This is a genomic window from Nocardia sp. KT25-26 (assembly GCF_056627695.1).
In genome coordinates this window covers 3,681,247-3,698,477 of the sequence record NZ_CM152813.1, presented here as the reverse complement: position 1 = coordinate 3,698,477, position 17,231 = coordinate 3,681,247, and the positions used below count along the sequence as shown (strand labels likewise).

At 69.1% G+C, this 17,231-nt stretch carries 15 protein-coding genes; 8 read left to right on the top strand and 7 right to left on the bottom strand.

All coding sequences use genetic code 11. The features are described 5' to 3' along the window. Window positions 1–12: 12 nt before the first annotated feature. Complete coding sequence (locus AC1HFH_RS16835) at window positions 13–729, bottom strand: response regulator transcription factor (RefSeq protein WP_480243735.1); 717 nt, start codon at window positions 727–729, stop codon at window positions 13–15. A gap of 250 nt (window positions 730–979) precedes the next feature. On the opposite strand from AC1HFH_RS16835, the gene AC1HFH_RS16830 reads away from it, so the two are divergent. The 4 genes from AC1HFH_RS16830 (at window position 980) to AC1HFH_RS16815 (ending at window position 5,403) form a co-directional block, all read left to right on the top strand. Next, window positions 980–2,485 carry an LVIVD repeat-containing protein gene (locus AC1HFH_RS16830; protein WP_480247875.1) on the top strand — a complete coding sequence of 502 codons (1,506 nt, stop codon included), beginning with the start codon at window positions 980–982 and terminating at the stop codon, window positions 2,483–2,485. Further along, entirely contained in the window at window positions 2,482–3,087 is a 606-nt protein-coding gene (locus tag AC1HFH_RS16825) for a DUF305 domain-containing protein (protein WP_480243734.1), read from the top strand. The genes AC1HFH_RS16830 and AC1HFH_RS16825 overlap by 4 nt, the downstream gene beginning before the upstream one ends. Before the next feature lie 245 nt (window positions 3,088–3,332). Beyond that, window positions 3,333–3,953, top strand: coding sequence for a TetR/AcrR family transcriptional regulator (locus AC1HFH_RS16820; RefSeq protein ID WP_480243733.1), 621 nt, complete (start codon window positions 3,333–3,335; stop codon window positions 3,951–3,953). Window positions 3,954–4,179: 226 nt separating this feature from the next. Next, a complete protein-coding gene (locus AC1HFH_RS16815; protein WP_480243732.1) occupies window positions 4,180–5,403 on the top strand; it encodes an oxygenase MpaB family protein in 1,224 nt (407 codons plus the stop codon). A 37-nt stretch (window positions 5,404–5,440) separates the two neighbouring features. Here AC1HFH_RS16815 and AC1HFH_RS16810 read toward each other — a convergent pair whose 3' ends face one another. After that, window positions 5,441–6,046, bottom strand: a complete 606-nt coding sequence (locus tag AC1HFH_RS16810; protein ID WP_480243731.1) for a TetR/AcrR family transcriptional regulator — start codon at window positions 6,044–6,046, stop codon at window positions 5,441–5,443. 65 nt (window positions 6,047–6,111) lie between these two features. Here AC1HFH_RS16810 and AC1HFH_RS16805 point away from each other — a divergent pair, with 65 nt between their 5' ends. After that, complete coding sequence (locus tag AC1HFH_RS16805; RefSeq protein WP_480243730.1) at window positions 6,112–6,822, top strand: alpha/beta fold hydrolase; 711 nt, start codon at window positions 6,112–6,114, stop codon at window positions 6,820–6,822. Window positions 6,823–7,027: 205 nt separating this feature from the next. Here AC1HFH_RS16805 and AC1HFH_RS16800 read toward each other — a convergent pair whose 3' ends face one another. Beyond that, entirely contained in the window at window positions 7,028–7,888 is an 861-nt protein-coding gene (locus tag AC1HFH_RS16800) for a haloalkane dehalogenase (RefSeq protein ID WP_480243729.1), read from the bottom strand. A 274-nt stretch (window positions 7,889–8,162) separates the two neighbouring features. Between AC1HFH_RS16800 and AC1HFH_RS16795 the strand changes: the two genes are divergently transcribed. After that, window positions 8,163–9,155 carry an SMP-30/gluconolactonase/LRE family protein gene (locus AC1HFH_RS16795; RefSeq protein ID WP_480243728.1) on the top strand — a complete coding sequence of 331 codons (993 nt, stop codon included), beginning with the start codon at window positions 8,163–8,165 and terminating at the stop codon, window positions 9,153–9,155. A gap of 43 nt (window positions 9,156–9,198) precedes the next feature. On the opposite strand, the gene AC1HFH_RS16790 is transcribed toward AC1HFH_RS16795, so the two are convergent. Then, complete coding sequence (locus AC1HFH_RS16790; protein WP_480243727.1) at window positions 9,199–10,704, bottom strand: amidase; 1,506 nt, start codon at window positions 10,702–10,704, stop codon at window positions 9,199–9,201. Window positions 10,705–10,792: 88 nt separating this feature from the next. Here AC1HFH_RS16790 and AC1HFH_RS16785 point away from each other — a divergent pair, with 88 nt between their 5' ends. After that, window positions 10,793–11,413 carry a TetR/AcrR family transcriptional regulator gene (locus AC1HFH_RS16785; protein WP_480243726.1) on the top strand — a complete coding sequence of 207 codons (621 nt, stop codon included), beginning with the start codon at window positions 10,793–10,795 and terminating at the stop codon, window positions 11,411–11,413. Between the two features lie 125 nt (window positions 11,414–11,538). Next, window positions 11,539–12,351: a shikimate 5-dehydrogenase gene (locus AC1HFH_RS16780; RefSeq protein ID WP_480243725.1), complete on the top strand. Its 813-nt coding sequence runs from the start codon at window positions 11,539–11,541 to the stop codon at window positions 12,349–12,351. On the opposite strand, the gene AC1HFH_RS16775 is transcribed toward AC1HFH_RS16780, so the two are convergent. The 3 genes from AC1HFH_RS16775 to AC1HFH_RS16765 are packed head-to-tail and all read right to left on the bottom strand — an operon-like array spanning window position 12,233 to window position 17,218. Next, window positions 12,233–14,161 carry a glycosyltransferase family 2 protein gene (locus AC1HFH_RS16775; RefSeq protein WP_480243724.1) on the bottom strand — a complete coding sequence of 643 codons (1,929 nt, stop codon included), beginning with the start codon at window positions 14,159–14,161 and terminating at the stop codon, window positions 12,233–12,235. The genes AC1HFH_RS16780 and AC1HFH_RS16775 overlap by 119 nt on opposite strands. Next, window positions 14,158–16,026: a hypothetical protein gene (locus AC1HFH_RS16770; RefSeq protein ID WP_480243723.1), complete on the bottom strand. Its 1,869-nt coding sequence runs from the start codon at window positions 16,024–16,026 to the stop codon at window positions 14,158–14,160. The genes AC1HFH_RS16775 and AC1HFH_RS16770 overlap by 4 nt, the downstream gene beginning before the upstream one ends. Next, a complete protein-coding gene (locus AC1HFH_RS16765; protein ID WP_480243722.1) occupies window positions 16,019–17,218 on the bottom strand; it encodes an NAD-dependent epimerase/dehydratase family protein in 1,200 nt (399 codons plus the stop codon). Before AC1HFH_RS16765 ends, AC1HFH_RS16770 begins: the two co-directional genes overlap by 8 nt. Window positions 17,219–17,231 lie beyond the last annotated feature (13 nt).

Genomic DNA, 17,231 nt, shown 5'->3' with positions numbered 1-17,231 from the left:
TCCGGCGCAGTGTCACGGTCGTCTCGCCCGGGGGTCGCGCAGCACGTAGCCGACGCCGCGCAGGGTGTGGATCATCTTCGGTTCGGTGGTGTCGACCTTGCGCCGCAGATACGACACATACGATTCGACCACTCCGGCGTCGCCGCCGAAGTCGTAATGCCACACATGATCGAGAATCTTCGGCTTGCTGAGCACTCTGCCCGCATTGATCATGAAGTACCGCAGCAGCGTGAACTCGGTCGGTGACAGGGCGACCTGGGCGCCCGCCTTCCAGACTTCGTGGCTGTCCTCGTCGAGGGCGATATCGCCCACCTGCAGCCGCACCGGCACGTCGGCGTCGGCCACATGGCCGGCCCGGCGCAGGATCACCCGCAGCCGGGCGATCACTTCCTCCAGGCTGAACGGCTTGGTGACGTAGTCGTCGGCGCCGAGCGTCAGCCCGGTCACCTTGTCCTGCACGTCGTCCCGGGCGGTCAGGAACAGCACCGGCGCGTCGATTCCGTCCGCGCGCAACCGCCGCAACAGTCCGAAACCGTCCATCCCGGGCATCATGACGTCGACGATCAGCGCATCGGGCCGGAATGATCGCGCTGTATCGAGCGCTTCGGCGCCGCCGCTCGCGGTGGCGACCTCGAACCCCTGGAAGCGCAGGCTCACCGAGAGCAGTTCGATGATCATCGGCTCGTCGTCGACGACGAGAATCCTGGCCTCCGGTCGGTCACCGCTCATCGCACCATGATCACACCTGCTGCTCCCGACTCCCTGGGTGCTCGCTGGGTGTTTCCTGTGCGCCGAAAATCGTTCTTCGCGAAATCGGCCACGGGAGGCCGCCGGTTTCCTACCCTGAAGTAAGAATCGCCGACAACTTAGTTGCCCGGCATCCTCGACCACTCCAGGGGGTGGGATCGTGCGTTCACCGTTTGCACCACGATGGGCCCGGCCGGCGGCACTGCTGGCCGCCGTGGCAACCGTGGCGATCATGGTGCCGGGTTCGGGTGCCTCGGCGGATCTGCAATCCGATATCGCCACCCAGGTGCGGGAATTCCTCGAGGTCGGCCGCGAATCGGTGCCGCGGGCGGACTGCGGCCCCGGGTCCATGCCGGAGACGGGGTTGCAGGGTGATGTTCCGGCCGAGGACCGCAACTCCCGCCGCAGCACCGCCGGTTACCGATGCAATATGTCCCTGGTGGGGAGCTATGCCGGGCGAGGCGGTGGTATCACCTCGACCACCTCCGACCGCTGCTCCTACACCGGCTCGTTCTTTCCCGGGAATCTGCTGGGCAACGACCGGGGCGTCCAGGTGCTCGATGTCGCCGATCCCGGGAACCCGGTGCCCACCACCACCCTCACCGAGCCGGCAATGCTCGGCGGCACCTGGGAGAGCCTGAAAGTGAATCGGGCCCGGAATCTGCTGGCCGGCACCGCCGTCCCGGTCGGCTTGGGCACCGCCTACTTCTCGATCTACGACATCTCCGATTGCGCGCGCCCGCGGCTGCTCAATCCCGGACCCGGCACGAACCTCGGCATGCCGTTGCCGATCGCCACGCACGAGGGCGGTTTCTCGCCGGACGGCAACACCTACTGGGCATCCGGTATCGCCCCGGGATTCCTGAGCGCCATCGACGTGTCCGATCCCAGCAATCCACACGTCATCTGGCAGGGCCTGACCGGAATCGAAGCACACGGGTTCGGGATCAGCCCGGACGGCAATCGGATGTACCTGTCCGCGCTGGGTGGGTTCACCATCCTGGACATCAGCGCGGTGCAGCGCCGCGATCCGCAGCCGCATGTTCCGCACATCGGCCGGGTGTTCTGGACCGACGGCTGGGCCACCCAGCACAGCGTGCCGGTGACCTACGGCGGCCGCAATCACCTGTTCACCGTCGACGAGGGCGGTTCCGGCGGCGTGAAACTGGTCGACGTATCCGATGAGCAGAACCCGCGCATCGTGCAGCGGATCAAACTGGAGATCAACCTGCCGCAGCACATCGACTCGAATATCGGTTCGTCGATGGGCGGTTCGGTCTTCGCCTACGAATCGCACTACTGCGCCGCCGACCGGCCCGTCGACCCCACCGCCCTGGCCTGCGGCTGGATCTCCTCCGGAATCCGCGTGTTCGATGTCCGCGACCCGGCGGACATCCGTGAGATCGCCTACTACAACCCGCCCGCCCGCACCGGCCGCAACCTGGAGCTGACCAACTCGCCGCATGCCCTCGCCTCGTTGATCGGTATTCCGCTGATGAGCACGTTCACCGCGGCCCGCGCCGTCCTCGAGGGGCAGTTCGATCCGCACGACGCGCTGACCCCGCGCACCGGGCAGCTGGCGTTCGGCGACGTCTCCACCGACTGGTGCTTCTCCCCACCCGAATGGCACGGCAACCAGCTGTGGACCACCTGCGCGGACAACGGGTTCCTGGCGCTGCAGCTGGACAACGGGGTCTACACGCCGCCCCCCGACCAGCAGAACACGGTCGGTTCATGAGGGGCCGGAGCGTCGTCGCCGCCGTTGCGGCATCGGCGTTGTTGGCGCTGGGTGCCGGATTGCATCATGTGCTCGCCGCGCCCTCGGCGCCGCCCGCCGTGCTGACCGACCTGGAGATCGGGTTCGCCCAGGACATGACCGCGCACCACCAGCAGGCCGTGAATATGGCCGAGCGACTGGATCCGGCGGTCGACCCGGCGGTGCGGCGCCTGGCCCGCCGGATCGCCGACACCCAGCGGCTGGAGATCGGCACCATGCTCGGCTGGCTGCGCCTGGCCGACGCACCGCCGGTCGCGGCCCGGCCGATGACCTGGATGCCGCAGCACCGGCACGATCGGTCCTCGGCGATGCCCGGAATGGCGACCCTCGGCGAACTCGCGGCGCTGTCCGAGGCACGCGGCCCGGCCGCGGAAACCGTGTTCCTGCAACTGATGATCCGCCATCACGAAGGCGGCATCCTGATGGCGCAGGCGGCCGCCGACTCCCTCACGTCCGGGCCGGTGCTCGAAGCCGCGCGCGGCATGCTGCATGCCCAGAGCCGGGAGGTGGGGTTGATGAACCTCATGCTGCGGCAGCGCGGCGTCGAGCCGCTGACCGAGTAGCCGAACGGTTCGTACTGCGACATCGGGCCGGACGCTGCAGCCTGGCCGGGTCGGTTCGGGGCAGAGGCCAGCGCCGGACTCGGCGGCAGCCCGGCGCAGGACGGCTACGACCGTCGGGATCGCGGCGGTGCCCGAGGCTCGGAAGCCGGGTTCGGCTGCGGGGCGAGCTGCGCGGGGCTCGGCCCGGCAGCGCTACGGTGATCCGCCGTGGTAGCCGGACCGGGCGGATATGTCAGGATTCCAGGGTGACCGCGCAACGGACCTACGGCGGGGTGAAGGCAGCCGAACGGCGCGCGCAGCGGCGGGCGGCGCTGCAGGCTGCCGCCTTCGAGATTCTGGGCACCCAAGGGCTGGACAAGCTGACCGTCGCCGGTTTGTGTGCGCGGGCCGGGTTGAACGAGCGGTACTACTACGAACACTTCGACAGTCGCGACGCCGTGCTCTCGGCGCTGTTCGACAGCCTCGCCGAGGAGCTGTCCACCGCGATCGGCGCCGCGCTGGAGCAGACCCGGGGCGGCGATTCCCGGGTGGTCGCGCATACCGCTATCGCCGCGGGCGTCGCGGTGCTGACCGACGACCCGAACAAGGGCATCGCCGCACAGATCATCAGCGGCGCCACCCCGGAACTGCGCACCCGCACCGTCGAGACCATCGGGACCTTCGCCGATCTGGTGGCGGCATCGGCAGCCGACCACCTGGACGGCGAATATGCGGCAGCCGCGACCCGGTTGCGGTTCCGGGCCGGGTACCTGGTCGGAGGGCTCGTGCTCACGCTCGGAAGCTGGCTGCAGGGCCAGCTGGCGATGACGCGGGACGAACTGATCGACCACACCACCGACATCTTCGTGCTGCTCACCGGCGAGTGAGCTGACCGGCCCGCACGCACTCCACGGCGCCCCAGGGGCATCCCCGAGCGCGGGGATCGCTCCCGGCGTTGCCACGACGCATCGGCATGCCGCCCTCGCATCTCATTTTGGTAGGAGGCATTGCCAGAATTTCAAAATTGGTAGAGACTCTTGCCAGAAATGGTCGGCGGTACCGATCGGCACGACAGCCCGGGGCCGCCGCCGCCTCGATGGAGAGGGAGTCACCATGGAAACCACCGTTCCGACTCGGCACCCGGATGCTCCGCAGCCGGTGCCCGGTCTCGCCCTGGCCCCGGTGGCCCGGCTGTTCGGCGTCCGCAAGCCCACCCGGGCACAGTTCCGCGAACTGGGAGAAGCCCTGAACGCCGGCGACCGGCCGATGGACGATCTGGTCGAGTGGATGTACCAGGAGGGGATGGGGGCCACCCGGCCACTGTTCGAACGGGCTTTGCGCGAGGGGATCTCGGCCGTTCCGGACGCGCCCGGTCCGCTGCGTGAGTTCTTCGAGAGCATCGAGACGGTGCCGGACTGGGTGGACCCGGACAAGATCCGGCTCGCCGAACGCACCTTCTGCCTGGGCGGCCGCGACGGCCTCTATATCGCCCGCGATATGTCGTTCCTGGGTGGCTACCTCGCCTCGGGATTCAACAAGACACTGCTCCGCACCGGCGCACTGGAGAAGGGCCCGGCGAAACGGTTCGCCGAAACCACGCAGTGGGCGATGGATGTCACCTCCGCCGGCGGCATGCGGCCGCAAGGTGTGGGATTCCGGTCCACCCTGCATGTGCGACTGATCCACTCGATCGTCCGCCGGCACGTCCGGGCGCTCCCGGATTGGCGCGGCGACGACTGGGGCCTGCCGATCAACCAGACCGATATGGCCGCCACCCTGGTCGGCGCCCTGATCGCCCCGATGGTGGGCACCATGGCGATGGGGCACCTGCTGACCCCGCGAGAGGCCGAGGCCGGCGCCCATTTCACCCGCTATGTCGGCTGGGTGATGGGCGTGGAGGAACGCTTCCTGCCCGACGACTTCCGCGACAGCGTGCGGATTCTCTACCACACGATGACCGCGATCACCCACCCCGACGAGACCTCCGCCCAACTGGCGCTACCGATGCGCGACGAACCCCTGGGGTGGCACTTCCCCCGCCTCGCCGGCCCGCGCCGCCGCATCGCCCGCTCCCAGCACCTGTCCATCGCCACCCTGTTCCTCGGTCCCGCCGCCATGAAACAGCTGGGCCTGCCCGCCTACACTCCGCCGTGGTATCCCGTGCTGCGCATCCCGGCGAACCTCGCCCGGATGATCTGGATCCGGACCGTACCGGGGCGATTCGACCGCGCCGTCGTCCGCGGCCGGGCCGCCCAGCTGTCCTTCATCCATACCCTGACCGGCGCCGAATCCGCAGTGGTCGGCGACTCCGTGCACCATCTGGACCGGGCGGCGTAGCGCTGCGGCAGTCGGGCGGTCTCACCCGGCCGTTTCGTCAGAGCGATCGAAACCCGAGCGTGCTCGTCAGGTGTGTGGTCCACCACCTCAGCTGAGCATCGGGTGAGCCCGCGTCGGCCTCGGTGAGGCCGACGCTGCGGCGGAACTCTCGGCCGTATACCGGGTCCAGTGCGATCGCCTGGTGAACTGCCGCGACCGCCAGTCGAGTGTCTTCGACCGGCATTTCGGCCGCTCCGGGGCGGCGGGCGTGGAGGGCTTGCACCACCGGGTCGAGCAGTCCGGCTCCCGGGTCCCGCCAGCCGGCTGCGTGCAATGCCACCGCGAGCTCGCCATACCCGGTGCGGTAGAAGGTCGCCAGGGTGTGGATCAGTTCGCCGAGGTCGGCATCCCGCTCGACCCATGAGCGCACCAGGCTCTCGATGCCGGACCGGAGCTTCCGTCCGCCACGGCGGAGCAGGGCTTCCAGCAGTCGATCGCGGTTGCCGAAGTGATGGTTGACCCCAGCGTCGGTGATACCTATCCGGGTGGCGATCGCGCGGACCTGGACGGCCGCCACGCCACCCTCGGTCAGGAGATCTTCGGCTACGTCGAGAATGAGGCGTTTCGCCTCGTCGGGGGAGCGGCGGAGGCGCGAAGCGGTCACGTAATCGACTATACCTTGGCTAATCAAGGTATAGTTTACATTGATTAGCCAAGGTAGGAGTCGGTATGGCGGATAGCGTGGTTTCGCGGCCGCGGCGGATCATCCGCCCGGATCTGGTATTGCGTGGGATGGAACTGGGTGCCGGCCCGCCCGTGCTGCTGCTGCACGCCGGTGGTGAGCGTCGACAGGTCTGGGAACCGGTGATGCGGGTCCTGGCTGCATCCGGATTCCGTTGCGTTGCCTACGATCAGCGCGGCCATGGGGACAGCGGCGGGTCCAGGCGGGAGTTCGGGCCGTGCGCTGCCGATATCGCGGCGATGTTGGCGGCGGAACCCTCGGGCATCCTGGTCGCCGGTGCTTCGCTGGGCGGCCTCGGGGCCCTGGCGGCCCTCGGCGACCCGAAGGCGCGGCGGCAGGCGGTCGGCCTGGTCCTGGTCGATGTCGTGCCGGTGTTGGAGCCGCACCGGGTGCACCGGTTTCTCGCTTCGGCCGGAGTCCTGGACGACCACCGGGCGTTCGTCGACGACATCCTCGCCCATACTGCACTCCTGCAAGGGATCGCCGGCGAGCTCGAGCTGCCGGTTGCCCTCGTGCGCGGTGGTGTCGGCTCACCGGTGATCGATGCGGATGTGCGCAGGTTCCGGCAGCTGGTGCCACATGCCGACGTGACCCGGATTCCCGGCGCCGGACACCTCGTCGCCCGGGATCGACCGGCGGTCCTGGGAGAGGCCCTTGCCGGATATGCTGCCCGGTGGTTCAGCCGCCCGATCGGGTAAGTGCGCAGCCGAAGCCGCCGGGCTCCGGCCGGTGCGGCCTCGATGGCGGCGCAGACACGCCCGCTCGGCATCGCGGTGTCGGGGGGCATCATCGCCAGCGGCCCGAGTCGCGACAGGTCGGCAAGAATCAACCCCGTCTCCTCGAGGTGCTGGGCGACCCCGGTCTCGGTCGGTCGGTGTGCCACCTGTGACCGCAACGGTGGCCCTACGGGAAGCGTTTCGCGATCGCCTCGGCGAGCGCTGCCGGTTCCTCCTCCGCGGTGTAGTGCCGTGCATTCGGCAATTCGACCACTGCGAGGTCGGTGAACGCGGCGCGGATCTGCGGAATGTAGGTCTTCGGTGGGAACGCCGGATCCCGCATGCCCCACACCAGCAATGCCGGCTTGTCTCCGAACCGCGCAGGCACCTCCCGGGCGAGCTGCTCCAGCAGCGGCCGTGCCGAGCGAATCTCCTTGGGCAGCATCGCCATGCCGTGCCGTGTCGCGGGCGTCGGCTGCACCAGGCGGTAGTGGTCGGCCTCGGCGGCAGTGAGCCGGTCGCGCAGGTCCGCGAGCAGGACGCGTTCGATGAGGAAATTCCGTTCCAGGATCCGCCGTTGCATCGGGCGGCTCCCCAGGACCGCGCTGAAGGCTCGATTGGCCCAGGCATCGATCGGCCGGAACGACGTGTTGCCCAGCATGATTCCCCGCACCCGGTCGGCCCGTTCGACACACGCACCCAGGCCGATGGGGCCGCCCCAGTCCTGACCCACGAGCACGAAACCGTCCAGGTCCAGGTGGTCGACCAGCTCACCGAGGACTCGAGTGTGCTCGGCGACGGTGTAGCCGAATCCGTCGGGACGTTCCGACAGTCCGAAGCCGAGATGGTCGACAGCAATGCACCGGTACCGGCCCCGCAGCGCCCGCACGACGTGCCGATAGACGAAACTCCATGTCGGCGCACCGTGGCAGAACAACAGTGTGGGTCCCTGCCCCTCGTCGATGAAATGCACCCGCCCGGCAGACGAGTCGAACCACCGCGACTCGAAGGGGTACAGCTCGGTATCGGGCACGAAATCGATCAACATAGTTCCCTCCCTCCGAAGCCAGACTAGCCGGAAAGGACCCCGCCGATCGACACCAGTGTTTCTGGCCCCCCGGCATCGGCGGGCCGAAGCGCCCGCACGTTGCCCGGGTCGGCAACGAACCGCCGGATGCCGCATCCGAACGGTGAGTGGTTGCCGTCTCCTCCTGTTCACCGGGCGGCGGCGTAGTGCGGCCGTTTCGGCTCCTGGCTGCCTGAGCCGCGGAAGAATGGCGGCTGCGGCGGTCCGGAGACCGCCCGTCGAAAGGAGAGCGTGCATGCAGCCGCGACGATGGTCGCCACCGCCCGCACCGGCCCGGGCGAAGCGGCGGGTGAGTACGCCGCCGATGCCGCCGGTGCGGCGGATCGAACTGCCGGGTGTCGGGCCGGAAGATGTGGTGCGGGGTCCTGATGGCGCCGTGTTCACGGGTATCGCCTCGGGGGAGATCCTGCGGGTCGATATCGAGAGCGGATCGGTCAGCGAGGTGGTCGATACGGGTGGTCGTCCCCTCGGGTTGCACGCGGGCACGGATGGGTCGTTGCTGATCTGTACCGCGGGCCGGGGGCTGTTGCGCTGGCCGGGGGCGGGCCGTGAGGTCGAGGTACTGGTCGACACGGTCGACGGCGAGCCGTTGACCTTTCCGAGCAATGTCGTGCAGGATCCGCGGGACGGGACCATCTACTTCACCACCTCGTCGAGCCGATGGCCGCTCGACGAGTGGCTCGGTGACCTCCTGGAACATTCCGGCACCGGACGGTTGCTGTGCCTGCGGCCCGGCGGGACGGTCGAAACCCTATTGGACGGGCTGCAGTTCGCCAACGGCGTGGCGTTCACGCCGGACCTGTCTTCGCTGATCGTCGCCGAGACCGCAGCCTATCGGCTGAACCGGTATCGGTTGTCCGGACCGCAGGCCGGTACGCGGGAGACACTGGTGGACAACCTTCCCGGCTTCCCGGACAACATCGCCCTCGGTAGCGATGGACTCATCTGGGTCACCCTCGCCTCGCTGCGCAACCCGTTGCTGGACGCGCTGCTTCCACTGCCCGGGGTGCTGCGCCGCGTGGTGTGGGCGCTGCCGGATCGCCTCACCCCCGATCCGGAACGCACCGCATGGGTCCTGGGCGTCACACCGGAGGGTGGGATCGTGCACGATCTTCAGCGCGACGGAACCGAATTCGCGATGGTCACCGGAGTGGTCGAGTACGACGGCACCTTGATTCTGGGGAGCCTGGACGAACCCGCCCTGGCGGTGACCCGGGTCCCCGGCTGAGCCCGGCGCGGGCGGGGATGGTTCGAAGCGTCCCCGGTCGCCCTCAGGAAACTCGCTGTCGCATCCCGTCTTCCGGCGGAACCCGATCGAACCACGGCCGCGCGGTTTCGATCTCGGCAGCCAGCTGCAACAGCAGGAACTCGCTGCCGAGCGGCCCCACGAACTGGGTGCCCAACGGGAGCCCGGCGGACGACCAGTAGGTGGGCACGCTCATTGCGGGCCGGCCGGTGATATTGGCGAGTTGGGTGAACGGGACCGCGGCGAGGTTGGCGGTGACCAGGTCGCGGTACAGCTCGGTGCGCGAGAACAGGCGGCCGCCGCCCACCCGCAGCAGCGGTGCGGCCAGCGGTCCGACCCAGCCGGGTGTGCTGTTCTGCCCGATCCGCAGCGGCGGTTCGGCCAGGGTCGGGGTGAGCAGCAGATCGTAGGTGGTGTGGAATTCCGACAGCGCCCGGATATAGTCGTTCCAGCGGGCGTGTGCGCCGACCAGTTCGGGCGCCGGAACCGCCCGGCCGACGGCGGCCAGCAGCTGGGTGTCGATATCGAATGCGGTCGGCGACGATCGGGCCGTGCGGCAGGCATGGTCGAGTTGCGCCGCGGCGAACGCGGTCCACGCGGTCATGAAATCCAGTGCCAGCTGCCGGCCGTCGACCGGCAGCGTGGCGGGTTCCACGGTGTGCCCGAGCGATTCGAGCAGGGTCGCGGCCTCCTCGACCGCCGTGACTGCTTCGGCATCGACCGGGGTGCCCATCGGGGAGTCGCTGGTGAACCCGATCCGCAGCCGCGGCGACGTCGTCTCGACAGCTTCGCGGAACGGCCGGTCGGGCCGCGGCACCGCGTAGGCGGCGGCGCGGTCGGGCCGGCTCAGGATGTCGAGCATCGCGGCGGTGTCGCGGACGCTGCGGGAGAGCACGCCTTCGCTCACCGCGCCGAACAAAGGGTCACTGACCAGCGGGCCGGCCGGGATCAGGCCACGTCCGGCCTTGAGTCCGAACAGCCCGGTACATCCGGCGGGGATGCGGATGGAGCCGCCACCGTCACTGGCCCCGGCCATCGGCACGATGCCGGCCGCCACCGCGGCCGCCGAACCGCCCGAGGAACCGCCCGGTGTGCGGGAGGTATCCCACGGATTGCGGGTAGCGCCGAAGGTGCGGGTCTCGGTGACGGCCTTGCTGCCGAACTCGGGTGTCGTCGTCTTGCCGAAGATCACCATCCCGGACTCCAGCCAGCGATCCACCACCACGCTGTGCCGTTCGGCGCGGACGGTGCGCAGCGGGCCGGTGCCGCCGGCGGTGGGGTAGCCCGCATAATCCTGGGCGAGGTCCTTGATCAGGAACGGCACCCCGGCGAACGGCCCGGCGATATCGGTACGGGCGGCCAGATCGCGCCCGTTCTGCTCCATCAGCAGGCTGATCGCATTGACCGCGGGGTCGACCGCTGCGCACCGGTCGAGCGCCACCTGCAGCAGCTCACCGGGCCGAACCTCCCGTCGTTCGACCAGTTCCGCCAGTCCCACCGCATCGAAGGTGCGGTACTCGTCGAACTTCATCGTCGCCTCCTTGCCACGCGAGCCCTCGGGCCGGCTCACCGAAATAGCCGTACCACTCGGTTATGTAACCAGATGGTACGGTTACTTCGTGGCCGATTCCGAAACGACCCTGGTGGGGCACGCAGCGCCGGAACGCGTCGACGGCCGCACTCTGCGGTTCCGGCACCGGCGTCCGGAACTGCTGGCGGCCGCCACCGAGTACGTCCTGGACAACGGCCTGCACGAGTTGTCGTTGCGTCCGGTCGCCCGGGCCCTCGGCGTCAGCCACGCCACGCTCATCCGGCATTTCGACACCAAGGACGCACTCGTCGAAGAGGTGCTGAACCACATCCGGGCCGACTTCGAACGCCGCCTGCTCGACCGGGATCCGGCGGCCTTCGAGACCCCGACCGACCTGATCCACGCCATCTGGGACCACCTGTGCCGTCCCCGGGAACAGCGCCAGTTCCTGCTCCTGTTCGAAATGGTCGCACTCGGCACGCACACCGGTGGCTTCGCGTTGTCCCAGCTGGTCACCGACTGGCTCACCGTCATCGAACGTGAACTGGCCCGATTCGGCTGGCCGGCCGAAACCCGGTCCCGGACGGCCACCTTCCTGCTGGCCCAGATCCGCGGCCTGCAACTGGACCTGATCGCCACCGGTGACCGCGTCCGAGTCGACGCAGCGTTCGAGGCGACCGTGCAGTTCCTGCTGCAGAGTCGCGGCTGAGCGGCTCCGGCCCGTCGCGTCCCGCTGCGCTCGCCGGAACGGGACCAGGGGGTGACAGCGACGGGGTTCTGGGGAATATGGGGTGTCGCTGACCGGCACATCGCTACGGGAGTCAGAATCGGTGCATGCTGAACAAGGACACGTCGGTGTGCATCTCGCTGGCCGCGCGCCCGTCGAACATCGGCACCCGATTCCACAACTTCCTCTACGCCGAACTCGGACTCGACTTCCTCTACAAGGCGTTCACCACCGACGACCTCGAGGGCGCGATCCGCGGGGTGCGGGCGCTGGGCATCCGGGGCTGCTCGGTGTCGATGCCGTTCAAGGAGGCGATCATTCCGCTGGTGGACGAGCTGGAACCCTCGGCCGCCGCGATCGAATCGGTGAACACCGTCGTCAACGAGCAGGGGCGGTTGATCGCGTCGAACACCGACTACGAGGCCGTCGCCCAGTTGATCGCCGAACACGGCCCGGACCCGGCGGCGCCGGTACTGCTGCGCGGTTCGGGTGGGATGGCCAAGGCGGTGGTGGCGGCGATGCGCGGGGCGGGATTCGCCGACCTCACGGTGCAGGCCCGGAATCCGGCAACCGGTGCGGCGCTGGCCGAGAAGTACGGCTACCGGTGGGTTCCCGAGGATCCGGGGACCGACGCACGGATCCTGGTGAATGTGACGCCCTTGGGGATGACCGGGGCGGATGCCGAGGTCCTGGCCTTCCCCGCGGAACGGATCCACGCCGCAGATCTCGTCTTCGACGTCGTCGCGTTTCCGAGCGAGACACCGCTGATCCGGGCCGCCCGAGCGGCCGCGAAACCGGTGATCACCGGGGCGGAAGTGATCGCGTTGCAGGCCGCCCGGCAGTTCGAGCGCTATACCGGTGTCGCGATCGGGCCGGAGCTACTCGCCCGCGCTTCGGCCTACTCGCGGGCCGATCGGTGAGCCGCAGCAGCGGCCGCCGGACCTGCAACGGCGGGTAGACCAGACTGAGCGCGGCGCCGAGGGTGAAATAGCTGCGCAGAACCCGGAAGCACAGGTATGCGGGGATGTATTTGACCGAACCGAGCCGCCAGGCCAGACAGACCGATACCGCCATGATCATCTGCATGCCCAGGACCGTGGCCACCACGGGTTGCCAGCGCAGGTCCCCGTAGGTGCCACGGAAGACGATCTCGACGACGACGGCGAAGATCAGCAGCGGCCCCAGCATCGCCCGGCGCGCGGCATTCACCAACTGGAACGGCAGGACGAAGCTGCCGGTCATGGAACGCCGGTCGAGCAGTACCTGCCGGTTGTGCGCCGCGAGATGGTAGATGCTGCGGAACCAGCGGACCCGCTGCTCCCGCAGGTGGGCGTAGGACACCGGCGTTTCGCTGTAGTAGGTGGCCAACGGGTCGGCGAGGGTGCGGTAGCCGGCCGCGTCCATCCGGATGCAGATGTCGGTGTCCTCACCGTTCATGCCCTCCACGATGCCGCCGACCCGCATCAGGATGCTGCGCCGGTAGATGGCGAACATCCCGGGGACACCGAGAACACCCTGGTATCCGTCCAGCGACACCTGGAAGAAGCCGTGCCGCAGATACACCTCGACCAGGCGGACCTTGTCGATCCAGGTCTGCTCCTGTACCGGCAGCGGGAGGCCGCCGACCGAGCCGACCCGGGGATCGGCGAAGTGCCGCATCGCCGTCCGGATACAGCCGGTGCCGATGACGGTGTCGGCATCGATACGGACGATGAAGTCCTCGGTGATCTGCCCGATACCCATGTTCAACGCGACCGCTTTTCCCGGCTGCGGACATTCCAGCACCACCCCACTGATCGTGGTGCACTCGGCGATCGCCCGTTCGGCGACCGCGAACGTGTCATCGTTGGATGCGTTGTCGACGACGTAGAGGCGGATGCGCCCGGCGTAGCTGCCGGCGGCCCGGTCGACCGCGGCTATGGTCGCCGCGATGTCGTGGGCCTCGTCGTGGGCGGGCACCAGCACCGCGACCGGGGGCGAGAAGGTTCCGCGCCGGGAACGTTTGATCGCCTGCCACCCGAGCAGGGCGGTGAGCACGGCGAAGATCTGCTGGGCGAGAAAGATTCCCGGGCCCATCCCGCCGAGCAGCGCCCACTGCCGCAGATCCAGCACCGCATTCAGGAAAGCCTGTTCGAATACCGCGGCGGCGACCAGAGCGAGGACCAGGGGGACGAGCAGCCGGACATAGGCGCTGCGCGGGGTGCGCGGGTCGATCAGCATCGGCGCCGCGGCCGGCAGTTGTGCCTGCCGGAGGATGGTGTGCGGCAGGATCGCCAGGGCGACCAGGCCCGACCCGACCTGCTGGCCGAACGTCGAGATGACCAGGATGTCGGCACGATCGAGCGCCCAGCCGAGCACATCGAAGAACAGGCAGGTCACCAGGAACTTCCCGAGCAGCGATGTGCCCAGGAACAACCGGCGCCATCCGTTGCCGTAGGCGTAGCAGGCATAGGTGACGAAGAAGACCACGATGAACAGCCGGGTCGGCATCGCCACCTCGCCGCGCCCCTCGGCGAAGAACACCAGATCGTCGATCTCGGCGATGTGGGTGTGCCGCAGCGCCGTCTGCAGGCACATCGTCACGATGCACAGCCCGACGAAGGTGACCAGGAAACCGTTGCTGGCACTGGCGGGCCGGTCGACGGAGTAGCCGGCCGGTGCGCTGTCCACCGACCGGTAGTAGTCGGCGATCGCGGCGGGGGCGCCGCGGCCGGCCGGTGCGGCGGTCACTCGGGGATTTCCGGTTCGGTCGCCACCCCGGCACCGGGATCGACGACGATATTGCCGCCCGCGGTGAGCACCTGGGCGCATTCCCGGCCGAACTCGGGCAGGGTGAGCCCCGCTGTGTCGCCGACGAATCCGATCGATATGCCGCGCGCATCATCCGGGCCGGCCGCGCACTGAACCACCATGCCGTCCTGGTAGGCGGTCAGATCCAGGGCCGGTCCGGCGGTCAGGCGCCCGTCCCGGACCCGGATGGGTGCCGTCACTGCGGGGCTGTCGCCGACCACCACGAACGGTGCGCCGGGGTGCGGATCGGCATTCCACCGGAACTCGGGATCGTGAGGTGCGGGAACGAATTCGGCGAGCACCGGCACCATCGCGGTGAGCAGCTGCGCGGTGTCCTGGGTATCGGCGGCGGGCAGGTACACGGCATATCCGGGTGCGAGATCCCGGGGAACCGAGGTGAACCCGGCGCCGGGGTCATCGCCCAGCTCGAGCGCCGACCACGGCAGCAGCTGGATCGGATAGGTGGTGACCCGCACATCGCAGCCGCCGAGATCGCGGTCGCGTTGCACGGTCAGCGTCAGGCGGTTGTCGAGCAACTGTGCGTCGGGCGGAAGGGGGACGACCACCGGTTCGGTGGTGTGCTCGAGCGGGCGGCTGTCGATCAGCCGCCCGTTCAATTCCACATTCAGCAGCCAGGTCAGATCCGGGGGAGAGGCCGGCAACTGCAGGGCGGCCCGCAGCGCGGCGGGCAGCCGGCCCCCGGGCAGATCGGCCAGGGAGTAGCGGGCCCGCCACCGATGGCTTTCGGTGATCTCGGCCTCGGTCAGGTCCGCACCCAGGTCACCGAGCCCGACGGAATCGCCGGCCGGAGCCGGTGTCTGCAGGGCGCGCGGGTCGTTCACCGCGCCATCGGCGGTGGTGACCGCCGGGGTGGTGAGGAACCGCGACACCACCTCCGGCCCGGGCTCCACGATCCCCACGACTGGCGTATCGCCGATCGTGCCCAGAGCCAGGCCGTTCCCACCCGGGTCCGCGGCGGCCCAGCCGGTACGGTCGGCGAGTTGCTGCGCCGGGCCGATCAGGATGGTGTCCCGCAGCTGCTCCGGCGGTTCGTAGGCGTAGGTGAGGTCGTACCCTGCGCGAGTCAAGGCGACGCCCAGGTCGGCGGCGGTGGTGCGCCAGGTGGCGCCGCGGCCGGTCAGCACCACGGTGAGGTCGCGGCCCCAGGACGCCACCGCATCCCGCACGGTGTGGACCCGCTCGTCGAGCGCCGCCTCGACGATGGTGCCGGAATCGAGGTGGATGAGCATGCCCGGGTCCCGGTCCGATGTGCAGGTCTCGTGGTGCAGATCGCCGCGGGTACGGACCTGGATCCGGGCCTGTCCGTCCGAGGCGGCCTGCTCCGGGATGTCGATGATCGCGTCCAGCCCGTTCTCCCCGCGCGGCAGCTCGCGCTGATAGACCTGCTGCCCGTCCACGGCGACGATCAGGAACACCGTGCTGTCCTCGGCGACCTGGGTGGTGCCGGACAACCGGATCCGGGCGCGGTCCGGTGCGGAATCGACCGGGAGCGGCACCAGAAAGCCGGTCGACGGGGCGTCGCTGGTCAGCCAGATGCCGTCGGTGCGGCCCAGATCGGCCAGGCTGGTCCGGAAATGCCGGTCGTCGGGCACATCGAGGCCGGTGTCGTCCGGCGACCGGGTGAACCACATCGGCCGCACCACCGCGAAGATCAGCAGCAGCAGCGCGGCGAGGCCCAACACCCACCAGGCCGACCGCGGTACCCGGCGCCCGCGTTCTCCCGGAAAGTAGTCGGGTGGCGGTGCGGCCTGCTCGTCGGGTTCGGGCCGGTCGTCGTCAGCCATGGGCGGGCTCCGCGGCCGAGTCCCGACGGCTCCGGTTCCAATAGGACGTGCAGGGAATGCGGGTCACGTCCACCCGGTCGGCATACTTCTGCGCGATCTCCACCGATTCCCGGAGCAGACCGGATTCCAGCAGTGTCGGTGCCAGGCCGAGCCCGAGCAGCCGGTCGTTGCGGGCACTGAGGTCGTTCGCGTCGGCTTCGGCGCGCGGGTTGGCGACCAGGTGCACATCGGCGCCGACGGTCCGGGCGACCAGATCCGCCAGGTCGGCCACCCGATGGGTCTCGGTCACCTGGTTCATCACCCGCACCCGCCCGGCGACCTCGGCACCCGATTCGACCGCGAGCCGGATGCAGGCGACGGTGTCGTTGATGTTGATGAAGGCCCGGGTCTGGCCCCCCGAACCGTGCACGGTGAGCGGGTACCCGATCGCCGCCTCGACCAGGAAACGGTTGAGCACCGTCCCGAAATCGCCGTCGTAGTCGAAGCGGTTGATCAGGCGCGGATCGAGGTCGGTCTCGGCGGTCTGGGTTCCCCAGACGATGCCCTGGTGCAGATCGGTGATCCGGAGGCCGTCGTTGCGGGCATAGAACTGGAACAGCAGCTGATCCAGCGACTTCGTCAGGTGGTAGACGCTGCCCGGCTGGGTCGGGTAGAGGATGTCGCGGCTGTGCGCCTGCCCGTTGCGGTCGGGATAGCTGACCGTCAGGTACCCCTCGGGCAGGTCCACCGGCACCGATTCGTAGCCGTACACACCCATCGTGCCCAGGTGCACGATATGCGTGTCCAGCCCGACCTGCACCACCGCGGCCAGGAGATTGTGGGTGGCGTTGAGGTTGTTCTCGACCGTGTAGCGCTTGTGCGCCGGTGACTTCATCGAGTACGGCGCCGCCCGCTGTTCGGCGAAGTGCACGACGGCGTCGGGCCGCTCCGCCGCCAGGAACGCCACCAGCCGCTCGTAATCGTGCGCGACATCGACCTCGATGGTCGAGATCTCCCGGCCGGTCGCCGTCCGCCACGCCCCGATCCGCTCGTCCAGGGACCGGATCGGTGTCAGCGACCGTACGCCGAGCTCGGCGTCGATGCTGCGGCGTACGAAACTGTCGCCGATAGTGATCTGGTGCCCGTGTGCTGACAGGTGCAGTGCACTCGGCCACCCACAGAACCCGTCGCCCCCCAGAACAAATATCCGCACAGCGACTCCTTCT